This is a genomic window from Kribbella catacumbae DSM 19601, assembly GCF_000372465.1.
GTDB lineage: Bacteria > Actinomycetota > Actinomycetes > Propionibacteriales > Kribbellaceae > Kribbella > Kribbella catacumbae.
On the sequence record NZ_AQUZ01000097.1, the window covers coordinates 1 to 15248 of the forward strand.

16 protein-coding genes and 1 pseudogene are annotated in these 15248 nt (G+C 67.6%); 9 read left to right on the forward strand and 8 right to left on the reverse strand.

The genetic code is table 11. The annotated features are described in order from the left end of the window. Window positions 1-541: 541 nt before the first annotated feature. Window positions 542-1603 carry a DNA polymerase IV gene (locus tag A3ES_RS0144275; protein ID WP_020393273.1) on the reverse strand — a complete coding sequence of 354 codons (1062 nt, stop codon included), beginning with the start codon at window positions 1601-1603 and terminating at the stop codon, window positions 542-544. 46 nt (window positions 1604-1649) lie between these two features. Then, a complete protein-coding gene (locus tag A3ES_RS0144280) occupies window positions 1650-2123 on the reverse strand; it encodes a GNAT family N-acetyltransferase (protein ID WP_020393274.1) in 474 nt (157 codons plus the stop codon). A 249-nt stretch (window positions 2124-2372) separates the two neighbouring features. Here A3ES_RS0144280 and A3ES_RS0144285 point away from each other — a divergent pair, with 249 nt between their 5' ends. The 3 genes and pseudogenes from A3ES_RS0144285 to A3ES_RS57400 form a co-directional block, all read left to right on the forward strand. After that, window positions 2373-4766 (forward strand): immune inhibitor A domain-containing protein, encoded by a 2394-nt coding sequence (locus tag A3ES_RS0144285; RefSeq protein ID WP_020393275.1) that lies wholly within the window; start codon window positions 2373-2375, stop codon window positions 4764-4766. A 130-nt stretch (window positions 4767-4896) separates the two neighbouring features. Continuing rightward, window positions 4897-5208, forward strand: a complete 312-nt coding sequence (locus A3ES_RS0144290) for a WhiB family transcriptional regulator (RefSeq protein WP_083934096.1) — start codon at window positions 4897-4899, stop codon at window positions 5206-5208. Window positions 5209-5221: 13 nt separating this feature from the next. Beyond that, a pseudogene (locus A3ES_RS57400) lies at window positions 5222-5341 on the forward strand (phenylacetic acid degradation protein); the annotation flags it as partial. 145 nt (window positions 5342-5486) lie between these two features. Here A3ES_RS57400 and A3ES_RS0144300 read toward each other — a convergent pair. Then, window positions 5487-5813: a TFIIB-type zinc ribbon-containing protein gene (locus A3ES_RS0144300; RefSeq protein WP_026163786.1), complete on the reverse strand. Its 327-nt coding sequence runs from the start codon at window positions 5811-5813 to the stop codon at window positions 5487-5489. A 165-nt stretch (window positions 5814-5978) separates the two neighbouring features. Between A3ES_RS0144300 and A3ES_RS0144305 the strand changes: the two genes are divergently transcribed. Then, window positions 5979-7697, forward strand: coding sequence for an AAA family ATPase (locus A3ES_RS0144305; protein WP_020393279.1), 1719 nt, complete (start codon window positions 5979-5981; stop codon window positions 7695-7697). Between the two features lie 39 nt (window positions 7698-7736). Here A3ES_RS0144305 and A3ES_RS0144310 read toward each other — a convergent pair whose 3' ends face one another. Both A3ES_RS0144310 and A3ES_RS0144315 read right to left on the reverse strand, forming a co-directional pair. Beyond that, on the reverse strand, window positions 7737-9644 hold the full coding sequence (locus A3ES_RS0144310; protein WP_020393280.1) for a penicillin-binding transpeptidase domain-containing protein: 1908 nt from the start codon (window positions 9642-9644) through the stop codon (window positions 7737-7739). A 143-nt stretch (window positions 9645-9787) separates the two neighbouring features. Next, complete coding sequence (locus A3ES_RS0144315) at window positions 9788-10555, reverse strand: VOC family protein (RefSeq protein WP_020393281.1); 768 nt, start codon at window positions 10553-10555, stop codon at window positions 9788-9790. A gap of 127 nt (window positions 10556-10682) precedes the next feature. Here A3ES_RS0144315 and A3ES_RS0144320 point away from each other — a divergent pair, with 127 nt between their 5' ends. Then, on the forward strand, window positions 10683-11006 hold the full coding sequence (locus tag A3ES_RS0144320; protein ID WP_020393282.1) for an L-rhamnose mutarotase: 324 nt from the start codon (window positions 10683-10685) through the stop codon (window positions 11004-11006). Window positions 11007-11057: 51 nt separating this feature from the next. Here the strand turns inward: A3ES_RS0144320 and A3ES_RS50585 are convergent, their stop codons facing one another. From A3ES_RS50585 to A3ES_RS50590, 3 genes are read right to left on the reverse strand one after another with little or no spacing between them, the layout of a single operon-like run. Next, the gene (locus tag A3ES_RS50585) at window positions 11058-11990 is read right to left on the reverse strand and encodes a HipA domain-containing protein (RefSeq protein WP_420323169.1); all 933 of its coding nucleotides are present in this window, start codon (window positions 11988-11990) and stop codon (window positions 11058-11060) included. After that, a complete protein-coding gene (locus A3ES_RS57405; RefSeq protein ID WP_083934100.1) occupies window positions 11929-12189 on the reverse strand; it encodes a HipA N-terminal domain-containing protein in 261 nt (86 codons plus the stop codon). The genes A3ES_RS50585 and A3ES_RS57405 overlap by 62 nt, the downstream gene beginning before the upstream one ends. Then, window positions 12143-12439 (reverse strand): helix-turn-helix domain-containing protein, encoded by a 297-nt coding sequence (locus tag A3ES_RS50590; RefSeq protein ID WP_020393284.1) that lies wholly within the window; start codon window positions 12437-12439, stop codon window positions 12143-12145. Before A3ES_RS50590 ends, A3ES_RS57405 begins: the two co-directional genes overlap by 47 nt. 255 nt (window positions 12440-12694) lie before the next feature. Between A3ES_RS50590 and A3ES_RS0144335 the strand changes: the two genes are divergently transcribed. From A3ES_RS0144335 to A3ES_RS0144350, 4 genes are read left to right on the forward strand one after another with little or no spacing between them, the layout of a single operon-like run. After that, on the forward strand, window positions 12695-13231 hold the full coding sequence (locus tag A3ES_RS0144335) for an RNA polymerase sigma factor (RefSeq protein ID WP_020393285.1): 537 nt from the start codon (window positions 12695-12697) through the stop codon (window positions 13229-13231). After that, the gene (locus tag A3ES_RS0144340; protein ID WP_020393286.1) at window positions 13224-13490 is read left to right on the forward strand and encodes a hypothetical protein; all 267 of its coding nucleotides are present in this window, start codon (window positions 13224-13226) and stop codon (window positions 13488-13490) included. Before A3ES_RS0144335 ends, A3ES_RS0144340 begins: the two co-directional genes overlap by 8 nt. A gap of 16 nt (window positions 13491-13506) precedes the next feature. Beyond that, window positions 13507-14403, forward strand: a complete 897-nt coding sequence (locus A3ES_RS0144345; protein WP_026163788.1) for a DUF2797 domain-containing protein — start codon at window positions 13507-13509, stop codon at window positions 14401-14403. Window positions 14404-14423: 20 nt separating this feature from the next. Continuing rightward, window positions 14424-15137, forward strand: coding sequence for a pirin family protein (locus tag A3ES_RS0144350; protein ID WP_020393288.1), 714 nt, complete (start codon window positions 14424-14426; stop codon window positions 15135-15137). Window positions 15138-15248 lie beyond the last annotated feature (111 nt).

The window sequence follows — 15248 nt, forward strand, 5'->3', positions numbered from 1 at the left end:
GCACGGGCACGCGGGTGACGCCGGCATTCGCGATCAGCGTGACTCGTACGGCGTATCGGCGCCGCTGGTTGCACGTCTTCGCCGGCAAGGCGTTCAAGCCCACCACTGGTGGGCTTGAACACCTTCTGGTGACCTCGAACAGGGTGCACCTTGTTCACGGTCGCCGCCAGGCGTCCAAGCCCACCACTGGTGGGCTTGAACACCTTCTGGTGACCTCGAACAGGGTGCACCTTGTTCACGGTCGCCGCCAGGGGTCCGAGCCCACCACTGGCGGGCTCGAACCCCTGGCGGTCGAAAGGTCGGCGACGCCGAGGCCCGCTGGGCAAACTGCCGGGACGGGCCGGACGCCCGTGCATACCCATCTCCGGTCAGCAAACGCTTCCCCCGGCGTGTCGGGGCATCGGGGCAGGGTGGTGCGTGCGCAGCCGTCCGGCGCCTTCGCTTCCATGCGCAGCCGTTCGCCCTTCGCCGTCAGTGCCTGCCCGTGGGTCGGCCTCGGCGAAACCACCCTCCCCGAACCGCTTAACCACCTGGCCTTGGGTTAGGGGCGGGGGAACTCCACTCGTACGCCGAGCAGCCGCACTGGGCGCCGTAGCTCGAACTTCTCCAGCAGCACCGAGGCGGCCGCGGCGACGACCTCGGGGTCCTGGGTGATCTCCGGGAGTTTGCGGCTCTTGATCGGGGTGTAGAAGGAGGTGAAGCGGATCTTCACCGCGATCCGCTGGATGCTGCGGCCGTCGTTGACGACTTCCCGGGTTACTGCGAGCGCGATCCGTCGCAACTCCTGCTCGACCTCGGCTCGCTCGACGAGGTCGGTGGCGAAGGTTTCCTCGTGGCTACGGGAGACCGGCTCGCGGGGGACGTCAGTGACCTCGGTGTCGCCGCGGCCGCGGCCGAGGGCGAGGTACCAGGTGCCCATCTTCGGGCCGAAGCGTTTCTTCAGTACTTCGAGGTCGGCCGCCGCCAGATCCGCCACGGTGAACAGGCCGAGCTCGTTGAGGTTCTGCGACATCCGGCTGCCGATACCCCACAGCTCACGGACCGGGCGGTGATCCATCACCTCACTCCAGTTCGCGGCGGTCAGTCGGTAGACCCCCAATCCGCTCCCACTGTCGCGTTTGCCGAAGCCGGTGGCGAGCTTGGCCCGCACCTTGTTGTCCCCGATCCCGATCGAGCAGGCCAACCCGGTCCGCTCCAGTACCGCGGCTCGCAGTTGCGCGGCCAGCGCCTCCGGATCATCCGTCGACGCACCGACGAAGCACTCGTCCCAGCCCCACACCTCGACGATCACCGGGAACTCCCGCAGGGTGTCCATCACCTCGGCCGAGGCAGCGTCGTACGCCGTCGGGTCGGTTGGCAGGAACACCGCCTGCGGACACCGCTTCGCCGCCGCGCGCAGCGGCATCCCCGAGTGCACGCCGAACTCGCGCGCCTCGTACGACGCGGTGGCGACCACTTGGCGCGCCTGGGTCGGATCGCCGGAGCCGCCGACCACCACGGGGAGCCCACGCAGCTCGGGCTTGCGCCGGATCTCGACGGCGGCGATGAACTGGTCCATGTCGACGTGCAGGAGCCACCAGCCCGGTGACGTCGGCGCGCTCATACTTCAGGGGTATCACAGCCGGCCGACAGTTCCTGGGCGACGAAAGTCAGAGCGGTTTGCGCATCTGCTGGGAGGTGACGGTGTAGCCGAGGGAGTTGTAGAGGGCTATCGCGGGGGTGTTGTTGCCGAAGACGTTCAGACTGAGGTGGTCGTAGCCGCGGTGGCGGCACTCCTCTTCGCCGGCCAGCATGATCGAGCGGCCGAAGCCCTTGCCGCGCTCCTCGGCGAGTACCTCGATCATGAAGATGAACGGGATCGCCTTCTGGGTGCTGATCCACAGGCTGCCGGCCGGTTCGCCTTCGTGACAGGCGATCCAGATCAGCTGGTTCTCGGTCTCCCGGCCGGCCGGCAGCAGCTTGCCGATCTCCTCGTGGGCGACCTCCAGCGCCGTCGCGGGATCGAGTCCGCGGGCCGGGCCCATCCCGGCGGCGAAAGCCTCGGAGGCGCGGGCGGACCAGGGACCGAACTCGTCGTCGGTCAGCGGTCGGAGGGAGACAGGCGGTGCCTTTGGGCTGCTCACCGCCCGAAGATACCGCCGCCCAGGGGCGTGGCGGCCGCCGGTGCGCGGAGTGACCCCGCCGAGCAGCGCGGCGCTTGGTCAGCGTGGCCCGACAGGCAGCTAGATGCTGCTCTGTGTCAGCGATTGGTGACCCTGAGTGCGATAGCCTCGCGGCGAGATAGTTGCCACCGGCCACTGCCGGCGCGGGGCCGCCGCCGCGTCGTCCAGCGGCCGGCGAATGCCAGGAGCCGGCAAATCCCAGGAGGAAGTGTGCGCTTCGAACCCGCACGAACGACGGCCATCGGAGTCCTCAGTCTCGCGGTACTGGCCGGGCTCGGTCAGCTGCCGCAATCCGTCGCCGGACCGGCACCCGCCGGCGGTGACGCCCCCAGCGGCCCGGCCGCGGTCAAGGCCGGCCCGGACGAACTGCCCAACGCGCTCGAAGACAAGCGTCGCGACCTGCGCGAACGAGCCCTCACGAACGTGCTGAACGGCTCGGCGAAGGTCGAGCAACGGGGTACGAGCAAGGTGGTCAAGGTCGGCCAGGAGGTGGACGTACCGGCCACCCGGGACGCCAGCGGCCGGCTGAAGCTCGCCGCGAAGCGCAAGGACCAGTACGTCGAACTGGCCCGCGAGAAGACCGACAAGATCTTCGTGATCCTGGCCGAGTTCGGCAACCAGCGGCATCCGGACTTCCCGGACAAGGACACCGACCCGGACACGGCTGGCCCGGCCACCTTCGACGGGCCCCTGCACAACGCGATCCCCGCGCCGGACCGGAGTACCGACAACTCCACCGTCTGGCAGGCCGACTACTCGCCGGACTACTACCGCCAGCTGTACTTCGGCAAGGGCGATTCGGTGAAGACGTACTACGAGAAGCAGTCGTCCGGCCGGTACAGCGTCGACGGCATGGTCTCGGACTGGGTGAAGGTGCCCTACAACGAGGCCCGGTACGGCCGGAGCAACGGCTACCCGTGTGACGACACGATCTGCGGCAACACCTGGAACCTGATCAGCGACGCCGTCGCCCAGTGGGTCAAGGGCCAGCAGGCGGCCGGCAGGACCGAGGGGCAGATCAAGTCCGCGCTGGCGTCGTACGACCAGTGGGACCGCTACGACTTCGATGCCGATGGCAACTTCAATGAGCCGGACGGGTACCTCGACCACTTCCAGATCGTGCACTCCGGTGGCGACCAGGCCGACGGGGACCCGCACCAGGGTGAGGACGCGATCTGGTCGCACCGCTGGTACGCGTTCGGCAGCACCACGACCGGACCGCAGGCGAACAAGCTCGGCGGTACCCAGATCGGCAGTACCGGGTTGTGGATCGGCGACTACACGATCCAGCCGGAGAACGGCGGTCTGAGCGTCTTCGCGCACGAGTACGGCCATGACCTCGGCCTGCCGGACCACTACGACACCTCCGGGAAGCCCAGCCAGAACCCGGTGAACTGGTGGAGCGTGATGGCGCAGTCCCGCTCCGGCGCCAAGGGTGACGTCGGCATCGGGCTGAAGCCGCAGGACCTGGGCACCTGGGACAAGCTGCAACTCGGCTGGCTCGACTACGAGACGGTGAAGGCCGGCCAGACCAAGACGATCGACCTCGGCCCGCACGAGTACAACTCGAAGAAGGCCCAGGGCGTCGTCGTCGTACTGCCGAAGAAGAAGGTGACGACGCAACTGGTCAAACCCGTCACCGGCACCAAGTCCTGGTGGAGCGGTACCGGCGACAAGCTGACGAACACGCTCAGCCGCAAGGTCACCCTGCCGGCGGGCAAGGCGTCGCTCGACTTCCAGGCGAACTGGAAGATCGAGGACTGTGGCGCGGACGCCTGCGACTACGCGTACGTCGAGGTGAACGACGGCTCCGGCTGGAAGGCGATCCCGGGCAGCATCACGAAGGCGGCCGAGGCGAACGGTATCGACGGGGACAGCAAGGGCTGGCAGCCGGCGAAGTTCGACCTGTCCGCGTTCGCGGGCAAGACGATCGACCTGCGGTTCCGGTACGCCACCGACGCGGCGACGCACGAACTCGGCTTCTTCGCCGACGACCTCAAGCTGACGGCCGGTGGCAAGACGCTGCTCGACGACGGCGCGGAGAGCGGCGCGAACGGCTGGACCGCGACCGGGTTCCAGGCGGTCGGCGACTCGATCACCCGGGAGTACGACAACTACTACCTGGCGTCGAACTACACGTACAACTCCTTCAACAAGTACCTGAAGTTCGGCCCGTACAACTTCGTCGGCGCGCCACGGCCGAACTGGGTCGAGCACTTCCCGTACCAGGACGGGCTGCTGGTGTCGTATTGGGACACCTCGCACAAGGACAACGAGACCGCCGTCCACCCAGGCCAGGGGCAGTGGCTGCCGATCGACGCGAACCCGGAGCCACGGGTCCGGCTCGACGGTGCCTACTGGCGGGGCACGATCCAGAGCTACGACTCGACGTTCGGGTTGCAGAAGTCCGACTCGTTCAACCTCACCGTGGCGGGCAAGCAGAACTACGTGCGCGGCGCGGACGCGGTACAGACCTTCGATGACCGCAAGGAGTTCTGGACGTCGAAGATCCCGTCGTACGGCGTGAAGGTGCCGCACGCCGGCGTCAAGATCCGGGTGGTCACCCAGCAGGGCACGTCGATGCGGATCGTCGTCTCGAAGTAGTTCCGCGCGACCACGTTTGGGCGCGGGTACCTGGTCGGGTACCGACGGCTATGCAGACAGCCGGGCGGGACCCGACCAGGTGCGAGGTGTCTGTGATGCGACCCCGACTGTTGCGTCTCGAGGTGGGCCGATGAGGCGCAAACCGCCCGCGGGGGCGGTGACCAAGGCGCCCGAAGGCCTGCCTTCCGCGCTGATCGAGAACTGGGAATGGCAGGACCACGCCGCGTGTCAGGGCGTGAACCCGGACCTGTTCTTCGCCGCCGACGCAGAGCGCGGCCTGCGCAAACGCGCGCGCGAACTTCTCGCCAAGTCGCTCTGCGGCACCTGCCCGGTCCGCCGCGAGTGCGCCGAGCACGCCTCGGTCGTCGGGGAGATGTACGGCGTCTGGGGTGGCATCACCGAGGAGGAACGCGAACCCGCCTTCCACGGCCGGCATCGCTAGCTAGTCTGGCGGGGTGCTGGGCTACGCGGCGGACAACGCGATCACCTGCGCGGGTGGTACCGCGCTCGGGCCGGTGGTGCTGACCGGTGGATTCACGATCAACTGCCTGCGGCCGGCCGCGGGCGCAGTACTGCGTGCTGAGGCGAAGGTCGTGCATGCGACTGCCCGGCAGGCGACCTGTACCTGCGAGTTGTCCGTCATCGGCGAGGACCGGCGCCGCTGTGCTCTGCGCGATCGCCCAGGGCACAGTGGTCGCCGTCCGCGGCTAGGGCGTGTCCTCAGTCGAAGAGCTCGTCGAAGAAGGACTTCTTCTTCTTGCGCTGCGGGTACTGCTGGTAGCCACCGCGGTCGTTGTCGTAGCGGCGCTTGTCCTCGTACCGGCGGTCGTCGTACCGCTTCTCCTCGTACCGGGGCTGCTGAGGCCGGGGCGCCTGCTGCTGGACCGGCTGCGGCCCGTTGAAGGCGATCTCGGCGTCGACGAGCTTCTCCAGCTCGCCACGGTCGAGGAAGATGCCACGGCACTCGGTGCACTGGTCGACGGTGACGCCGCTGCGCTCATACGTTCGCATCGAGCCTCGGCACTTGGGGCAGGTCAGGGTCTCCATCACACCACTGTAGTGCCCTGCGCGCAGGGCACTAGGTGACGAAAACCCCGAAACGCCGGGAGTTCAGCGACTTCTTAGGAAGGTCGTGGCCGCGGAGGCCGACAGCGCGGTGACGTCGTTCGATGAGAGGATGCTCGGGCGTTGGTTCCTGGCTGGAGGAGAGCGATGGCTGAGCAGTCCGTGGGTTTGCTGGCCCGGCGACGGGCCCGCGGTCTGTGGGTGCGCGGCGCCAAACAGCTCGGCTTCGCCCGGACCGGTGAGGACGCCGGTAGGCCGGACAAGCCCGCCGCGCTGGACACCTTCACCCGCGCCCTGGAGCTGGATCCCGGCATGACGGACGCCTGGCTCGGCTTCCACGCGGCCGGCGGTGACCAGGACACCGCGCTGGCCAACCTCGTCTCCGGCATCGCCCGGTTCGGCGAGGAGCGCGACGCGGACAAGCGGCGGCTGAGCTCGACGTTCCAGGCCGGCTGGTGGTTCAGCAACCCGCTCGAGACCACGGATCACGTCTGGCACGCGGAAGCCTTCCGGCTGATCACCGCGACCGACCCGGATGGCGCGGCGGCCGTGGCCGGCAACATCATCGAGGACGGGCCACGGCACTTCCTGCTCTCCGCCGTCGCGCTGCTCCGCAAGCAGTACGACGAGGCGATCCAGGAGCTCCGGCTCGTCCCGGCGGACGGTCATCTCGGCGCCGAGGCGACGCTGCGACTCGGGATGGTGCTGGCCATGGTCGAGCACTGGTCCGAGGCCGAGAGCACGCTCCGCCGGGCCGCCGGCCAGCAGGCCAACCACTTCGTCCGGCTGGACGCGGAGTACTACCTGGGCTTCGTCTACCGCGCGACCGGCCGCGAGGACAACGCGCTGCGCCAGTTCGAGTGGGTCTACGAACGCAACAACGCGCACCGGCAGGTCGCCGAGGCGCTCGCGGATTCGGACGTACTGCTCGACACCCACCCGGCACCGAGTACCAAGAAGCCCGAAGAGCAGCCGGTACGCCGTACTGACGCCGCCAAGCCTGCCCTCCACCGCCAGCCCGACTGGGGAGCCGTGCAGGGCATCCTCGACGAGCTCGACCGCAACGTCGGCATGGCCGAGGTCAAGCGTCAGGTCTCCGCGGTCGCCGCCCAGGTCCGGGCCGGCCTGATCCGCGCCGAACGCGGCCTGCCGACCCCGCGACTCGGCGGCCACCTGATCTTCGCGGGACCGCCCGGCACCGGCAAGACGACCGTCGCACGCGTCGTGGCTCGCCTGTACCGCGCGCTGGGGCTGCTGTCCGGCGACCGGATGATCGAGACCGATCGCTCCGGCCTGGTCGGCGAGTACATCGGCCAGACCGCCGTGAAGACGAACGAGGTGGTCGACTCCGCGCTGGACGGGGTGCTGTTCATCGACGAGGCGTACGCGCTGCGCAAGAAGCAGACCGGCAACGACTTCGGCACCGAGGCGATCGACACCCTGCTGAAGCGGATGGAGGACGACCGCGACCGGCTGGTGGTGATCGTCGCGGGCTACTCCGAGCCGATGGCGGAGTTCCTCGAGTCCAACCCCGGCCTGCGCAGCCGGTTCTCCACCCGGATCGACTTCCCCCGCTACACCGCCGACCAGCTCCGCGAGATCGCCCTCCGCCTGGTCCGCAGCCACGGCGACAAGCTCACCGACGACGCTCTGACCAGCCTGACCGCAGTCCTCGACCAGGTCTCCGCCAACGGCCGGATCGACGAACTCGGCAACGCCCGCTTCATCCGCACCATCATCGAGTCGGCCGCCAAACACCGCGACCTGCGCATCTTCAACTCCCCCGGCATCCCCACCGACGAGGCCCTAACCACCCTCGACGCCCCCGACCTCAAGGCCGCCGTCACCGAAGTCCTCAGCTTCTAGCCCTCTGAGGGGTCAACCCCCAGAGGGCGAGCGCCCGTGCTAGCTGAACTTGCTGAGGAAGTTGGCGAGGATGGGGCCGGCTGCCTTGCCGCCGGAGACGCCGCCTTCGACGATGACGGCGAACGCGACGTCGCCGCGGTAGCCGACCATCCAGCCGTTGGTGATGACCTTGCCGTTGGCAACTACTTCGGCGGTGCCGGTCTTCGCGGAGACTGCGCCGTACGGGGCCAGGCCTTTTGCGGTGCCGCCGGTGACGGTGGTGCGCAGGAAGGTGCGGAGTGCGGCGGCGGTTGCTGGGGGCAACGGGCTTGCGGCCGGACCGGCAGCATCCTTGCCAGGGATGAGCACCGGCTTGAGCGCAGTACCGTGCTGGACCGTGGCGGCCACCATCGCCATCGCCAGCGGGCTGGCCGTCACGGTGCCCTGACCGATCATCGAGGCCGCCTCGGCGACGTCATCCTTCGGCGCCGGCACCTGGCCGCCGTACGCGGGGATCGAAAGCTTGAGGTCCTGGCCGATCCCGAACATCGCCGCCGCCTTTGTCATCCCGTCGGCCTTCAGCCGGGCGTGCTGGGAGATGAGGGCGGTGTTGCAGGACTCGTTGACCGCCTTCTGCATCGTGCCGGTGCCGTACGGCGCGAGGCCGTCGTAGTTCTTGAACGTCTTGCCGAGCACGTTGATCGTGTTGGTGCACGTCAGCGCGGTGTTCGCGGTCAGCCCGCTGCCCAGCAGGGCGGCCGAGGTGACGATCTTGAACGTCGAGCCCGGCGCGTACCGGCCCTGGAAGGCGCGGTTGTAGTTCGTCGGGGTCGGCCCGTTCGCCGCTGCGAGGATCTGCCCGGTCGAGGGCTGTACTGCGACCAGCGAGGCCGGCAGTTTGCTCGTCGCCAGGGCGGCCTCGGCGAGGCGTTGCAGGTTCGGATCGAGGGTGGTCTTGACCGGCGTACCGGCCTTGCCCTGCTGGGAGAAGACCGTCTTGATCGACAGTTTCGTCTTGCCGTCGCGCAAGGTGACCGTGCCGCCCGGCGTACCGGCGAGGTCTTGCTGGTAGGCGTACTGCAGACCGGTGGTGCCGACCTGGTCGGTGGCGGACGCGGTCGGGCCGGCGTTCTTCAGCGTGTCGGCGGTCGCCGTCTTCATCGTGCCGATCACCGAGCGCGCGAAGGTCGGGCTCTCCGCGAGCGACTGCGTGCCACCCATCGTGAGTACGCCGGGCAGGCTACCCATGACCGGCTTGAGCCGGTCCCACTCCTCCGAGCGGATCGTGATCGCGTCGACGAACTGACCGGCCGGCGCGCCGACCGCGCGGGCCTTCAGCTTGGCGCCGTCGACCTGGAGGTTCTTGGTGAAGGCCGCGTACGTCGCCGCCGTCGCGACCTTGCCGGAGGCGACTCCGACGATCACGACCGGGCGGTTCACGGTCAGCGCCTTGCCGTTGCGGTCCAGGATCGAGGCGCGGGCGGGCAGGGCGCGGACGCGCTTGAGGTAGTTCGACTCGCCCAGACCCGGGTAGATGGTGTCGCCGGAGGCCTTGACCTTCCAGGCGTCACCGGTCTTCACGGCGGTCGCGGTACTGGTCCACTTCATCGTGCCGATGCCGCGCAGTACGGCCTCGACAGCGAGGTCCTGGGTGCAGTTGTTGTCGTCCGAGCACTTCGGGTCGCCCTGCGGCGCCACCGTGACGCTCTGCGCGACCAGCGCGGTGTCGACCTCGTCTAGCCGCTTACCGAACGTGGCCGGCGTGTCCGTCAGCGCAGCGGCCTCCTCCGGCTTGCCGTTCGGCGCCCAGGCCTTGACCCAGGCGGCGGCGAAGTTCTTGACGACCTCGGCGGACGCCTGCTTCTCGTTGTCGGGGTCTGGCTTGCCTCCGCTGCCCGACTTGCTGTCGGAACAACCAGCGGTGACGAGGACGGCACTCAAACAGACGATGGCAGCAGTTCGCTTCACGTTCTCAACTCTCGCACGGCGACGGGTAGACACCTTGAACAGTCTTCGGCGTGTGGCCAGCCTGCCACGAGAGGGAAAATACTCAGGCCGCGGACCACCCCAGTACGACGCGCTGGTGCCCAGTTTTGTTGACAGCTATCGGTTCAGCCGAGCTGGATGACGGCGAACCGGGCGCCTTCGGGGTCGGTCAGCACGGCCATCCGGCCGAAGTCGGTCTCCAGCGGCCGGCCGATTATTCCGCCGCCTCCCGAGGTGACCTGGTCGATCGTCTGGTCGGTGCTGGCCGCCGAGAAGTAGGGGAGCCAGTGCGGCGGCGTACCGGGCGGGAAGTCGGGGTGGAACTCGCCGGTGCCCGCTACGGGCTGGTCGGCGGCATACAGGGCGGCGTACCGGGTCTCGTGTCCGCTGATCTCCTCCGCGCGGTAGCCGAAGACGGAGGTGTAGAACTCCCTGCCGGTCTCGTAGTCGCTGCTCAGCGCCTCGCTCCAGACGAGCATGCCGGGATCGAGTTTGCGCTCGGTGCCGATGTGCTCGGCGGCCTGCCAGAGCCCGAAGATCGCGCCGTTCGGATCGGCGGCGATCGCCATCCTGCCGTACGGGTCGATGTCGCGCGGCTCCATCACTTGCGCGCCCTGCTGGGCCGTCACCGCCGCCAGCGTGCGATCGAGGTGCTCCGTCGCCAGGTAGGTGGTCCAGTGGCTCGGCAGATGCTCCGTGCCGGGGTGCTTCCGGCCGATACCGCCGACGTCGCGTCCATCCAGTTTGCACAGCCAGTAGTCACGCGAGCTCTGGTGCTCGCAGTCCCAGCCGAACAGGTCGCCGTAGAACTCAGTTGCCGCCTTTGCGTCATCGACTGCCAGGTCCACCCAGTTCGGCGTACCAGGCGGCCACGGCACGCTCCGCTCGCCCATGAGGCCTCCTGTGGAATGCGTTGTCCACGACAGCCCCCCAACCTGCCAGGGACTACCGGCCACGTCGAGGTGATCACCAGGAGTTCGGATAACGGTTCGGTCACTGCCCGGCGTATCCTGCACGATTGTGACCCGCCTAGCACTGCACAGCCGGCTGATCCCCGGCACCGAAGAGGCCTACGAGCTCGAACACGCCCGCGTCTGGCCAGAACTGATCACCGCCATGTTCCAGGCCGGCATCCACGACTGGAGCATCTGGCGAAGCGGCCGCGACCTGTTCCATTTGGTCGAGTGCGACGACTTCGAGGCCGCGGTGGCGCAGCTCGCTGATGATCCGGTCGATCGGCGGTGGCAGCAGCATATGAGCCAGTTCGTGGAAAGCTTCGCGCAGAACCCGGAGGGCGGCCAAGCACTCCGCCACGTCTGGACCATGAGCGAACAGACCAACTAAATACCCCACGGGCTGCAGCGAAGGCGCTACGTTCAGCAAGCCGACGCAGAGTTACTGCAGATATCGCGCGCACCGGCTCGCCCGAATTGCTATCAGGTCGACCAGGCGCTGGGGGAGAGGACTTTCGAGTGCCTTCACGGAGGGATCGGCAACAGCTGTAGAGAAAGCATCTGCCGCAGCCGCCACGACGCTACCGGCGCGACTGCGAACGATGTCCTCGGGCAGCTGCAATGCCGTTGCAAGGTGGCTCCAGGGGCTGCTGCCAGGATTGACGCGGTGGTCACTGCCGAACTTCATGGCGAGTCGCATTTTCTGTTCGGCGATCTCATCTGGCAGTGCGGAGGCAACGTCATAGAACGGGGCAAGCCTGACTTGATCACCGGCCAGAAGTAGCGAGTAGTTCTTGGCGTGGGCGTCTGTGCCCGCGATCACCCAGTTCCACACGAGAGCATCGAGGAAGCTCTCGGTGGCGCTGCGGGCAATGGATCTCGGCATGACTCGCTGGAACAGATCCGCGATGTCACGGGGCCCTGGGCCGCCCTGGTTCTGATACTTGTTCTCCGGATGCACGCTGAGCGCCTGACACAGATCTTCCTGATGGGCGCGGATCTGCTCGCCGCCCCGCGTGGTGCGATCGTAACGACTGACGACGATCGCGCTCTGGTCCTCGAATCGCTCGATCCGGGTTCGTACTGCCCGCAAGCCCGCGACGCGCATCGCGGACAGGCAGACGTGCTCATTCAGATCCTGGTCGTCGAAGCCGGCGATCGCCGGCTTGAGGATGTGCGAGGTAGCCAAAGCACCCAGCGGTTCGCCCCATCGTTGCCCGTCGTGGAGCAGTGCCGTTTTTGCCTGAGCGCCTGCCAGGCTGAATCGTCCGGTCCTTCTCGCGCCTAGCCAGGCCGTGGTGTCGCTCTTGAGATCACGGAGGCGCTGGGCTACTTGGGTTTCGGTCAGCCAGTTGACGTCGGATTCGGTTGTCAGTGTGCGAGACGACCTGAGGCGGCATTGAGACCGAGACCGGTGTTGCCAGCTGGTGTCTGGCGAGGTAGTCGGGGTCATAGCTGAAGGTCAGCGTGCCCGTGGTCGTGCGGCTCACGGTCCCCGCGATCTCCTGGCCCAGAAGCAACCGCAGCTCAGGCATGGTCGTTGTCGCCCTGTTCGTACTGATCGAGATGGGCATCGAGGTCGAGAGGCCCTGGCCCTGCTGACGGCGCGTCCGGTTCGTTGACTCGGAGGTCGAGGGTGATGCCGAGTGCCGCGACGACCGCAAGGACTCGCCCGAGTTCGACAGTTGGTTTGCCTGCTTCGAACTCGGTCAACCATGCCCTGGATACGCCTGCAGACTCGGCGACCGCAGCCTGCGTCAGCCGCAGTTTGAGGCGCTGCCCACGCGCTGCGGCACCGAGAGTCTGAGGGGTGCGGATCTCCACGCCTAGCCCATCTGTCGTCGTACGGTGACATCGTCTGTATGTAAACGTACGTCGACATTCTGAGTCTCGGTGGCAAGTGGCTGGGTCTCCACCGAGCTGAATCCTCTACCGGTCTGCAGACCTCTTATCCAGGTACCGGCAACCCGCCGGACAGGAACCGGAGGTCCATCATGACTGTCGCCGCCATTGCCATCGGTGCGGCTCTGTTGATCTGTATGTGCACGGTCACCGTGTTGCGGAAGCGGAGGAACTCGCGTGCCTGAGGGGCGCTGGCCGGACGAAGCCGTGGTTCTTGCGGCGCAAAGCGGTGATGCCGCTTCGATCAGTGCGCTGGTGTCCGGTTCGCATCCCCACGTCCAGCGGTTTGCCCGCTCGTTGTGCGCCACGCCGGAGGACGCCGAGGATGCCGCTCAGGAGGCGGTGATCATCCTCTATCGGAAGATCGGTACGTTGCGCGCCTCGCGGGCGCTGGCTTCGTGGATGTTTCGGATTGTCCGCAACGAGTGCATCCGGCGGTCGCGGCTGATGCTGCGGCGGCCGGAGGTGAGCGTCGATCCGCCGGCCCAATCCGCCGAGGAGGACGTGCTGCACCGCCTGGAGGTCGAGCGGGTCGCCGCGGCCATCGCGGCCCTGCCGGTCGACCAACGTCGGGTCCTGGTGTTGCGAGATGTCCAAGGCCGATCGGGTCGTGAGGTGGCGGACACCCTCGGCCTCAGCACGGCCGCGATGAAGTCGCGCTTGCATCGCGCTCGTACCGCGGTCCACGCCTATCTCGAGGAGCCGCATGACTGACTTCGCCAGTACTTCGTTGCCTCGTCATCTCATCCGGGGTGCTGTCGGGTTCGGAGCCTTGATCGGGTCGGTCGCCCTGATCCCGGTCGTCGGATTCCTTTCCCTGTTGCTGGCGCCGATCGGGCTGCTCGCCTTCCGGGGCTGCCCGACCTGCTGGACGATCGGCTTGATCCAGACCATCTCCAGAGATCGTCTCGAGCGCACCTGCGTCGACGGCCGCTGCACGCTGACGGCTACCACCTCACCACCAAGGGTCTAGTGGTAAGACTTGTCAGATGAGCAAAGACCCAGCGCCCGGCTGGCGAGTCACTGGGATCAGCTGGGGCGACGGTACGGCGCGGCTGGAGTGGTCCGGCGCGCGTGGTACCGAACGGGTGAGTCCGCTGGGGCTTGGTACTGAGCTTTCCTTCGTCTTCGGGGCTGAGCGGAAGTGCATCGGATTCTGGCGGTCTGGGCGGCGGTTGGAGTGTTCGACCGCGACTGTGCTCGCGCCCGGCGGGCGTAGTCCTCAGTGTGCGGACTGCCATGCCATGGAGCGGTCGAACTCGATTGCGACCGATACGCGGCTGGATGATCCGCGGCCGTTCTCGGTCTATCTGGCTCACCACGGGAGCGTGATCAAGGTCGGGATCACCGCCGCCGAGCGTGGCGAGGCGCGGTTGCTGGAGCAGGGGGCGCTCGCTTCGACCTTCATCTCCACCGGCAGCCTGCTCGGTGCCCGGCGGATCGAGAACCTGTTGATGACGACACTGAACCTGCCCGACCGGGTCAGTACCGTCCGCAAGCGACGAGCGCGCGACCAGCCGGGGTCGGCCGCCGAACGCGGCGCGAGCCTCATCGCCATTGCCGAGCAGGTATCCGAACTGCCGTGGCCCGATGGACAGAGTCGCGGCGAGATCCAGATCCGCGACCACACGGCCGCCTACGGGCTTCCTGCCGACGGGCTGCGTCCCGACGCCGGGCTGCAGCCGGTACCGGGTGGTGTGATCACCGGGCGGATCGCCTGCGCGATCGGCCCTGATCTGTACCTCGAAACGTCGGCCGGGCTGGCGTTGCTGGACACTCACCTGTTGGCCGGCTGGGCGCTCGGTCGTGCGGCGGCGGGCGCAGTACTGACTGTTCCGCTCGAGAAGCTGGAACCACCTCAGCGTGAACAGGACGCCCTCTTCTGACGGTGGGGGAGACTGGGCGCATGAGTGTGGAGATCCATCGGGCCAACGATCGCTTCCGGACACAGAGCGACTGGCTGGACTCGCGGCACTCGTTTTCGTTCGGCCCGTACTACGATCCGGCGAACGTCGGCTTCGGGCTGTTAATGGTGCACAACGACGAAGTGGTTGCTCCTGGCACCGGGTTCGACACGCATCCGCATCAGGATGTGGAGATCGTCACCTGGGTACTGCGTGGCGCGCTGCTGCATCAGGATTCGGAGGGACATAGCGGGATCATCTATCCCGGGCTCGTCCAGCGGATGAGTGCGGGGAGTGGGATCCAGCACTCCGAGCGCAACGATGCGGGCGAGCCTGTTCGCTATGTGCAGATGTGGGTACGGCCGGGCGAGTTCGACCTCACCCCGTCGTACCAGCAGGCGGAGGTCGGTGAGAGTCTCGCGACGGGCGAGCTGGTGCCGATTGCTTCTGGGCTGCCGAAGCATGCGGGAACCACGGCCATCAGCATCAACCAGAACCGCGCGGGACTGTCCGCCGCCCGACTCGCCCCCGGCCAGTCGATCCAGCTGCCCAGCGCGCGCCACGTGCACCTATTTGTTGCTCTCGGCAACATCATCCTGGAAGGCGCCGGCCCCCTCACCACCGCCGACGCCGCCCGCCTCGCCCCAGCCGACGGCCAACGCGCAACCGCCGACCCCGAAGGCGCCGAGCTCCTCCTCTGGGAAATGACCGACTAGCCCCTTATGTGACCACTAGCCGGCTACAGAGCCTGTTGGGAAATGAGTCTGGGGTTCGCGTTGTGTCCCGACCGACAGGAAGTAGTGCCGGTTCTGCGGCCGGCCGCGGCC

Bases quoted from the DNA above. Each gene is read 5' to 3' on its own strand.
- A3ES_RS0144275 (WP_020393273.1), bottom strand. From the start codon at position 1,603: ATGAGCGCGCCGACGTCACCGGGCTGGTGGCTCCTGCACGTCGACATG.
- A3ES_RS0144290 (WP_083934096.1), top strand. From the start codon at position 4,897: ATGAGGCGCAAACCGCCCGCGGGGGCGGTGACCAAGGCGCCCGAAGGC.
- A3ES_RS0144300 (WP_026163786.1), bottom strand. From the start codon at position 5,813: ATGGAGACCCTGACCTGCCCCAAGTGCCGAGGCTCGATGCGAACGTAT.
- A3ES_RS0144305 (WP_020393279.1), top strand. From the start codon at position 5,979: ATGGCTGAGCAGTCCGTGGGTTTGCTGGCCCGGCGACGGGCCCGCGGT.
- A3ES_RS0144315 (WP_020393281.1), bottom strand. From the start codon at position 10,555: ATGGGCGAGCGGAGCGTGCCGTGGCCGCCTGGTACGCCGAACTGGGTG.
- A3ES_RS57405 (WP_083934100.1), bottom strand. From the start codon at position 12,189: ATGCCCATCTCGATCAGTACGAACAGGGCGACAACGACCATGCCTGAG.
- A3ES_RS0144340 (WP_020393286.1), top strand. From the start codon at position 13,224: ATGACTGACTTCGCCAGTACTTCGTTGCCTCGTCATCTCATCCGGGGT.
- A3ES_RS0144345 (WP_026163788.1), top strand. From the start codon at position 13,507: ATGAGCAAAGACCCAGCGCCCGGCTGGCGAGTCACTGGGATCAGCTGG.
- A3ES_RS0144350 (WP_020393288.1), top strand. From the start codon at position 14,424: ATGAGTGTGGAGATCCATCGGGCCAACGATCGCTTCCGGACACAGAGC.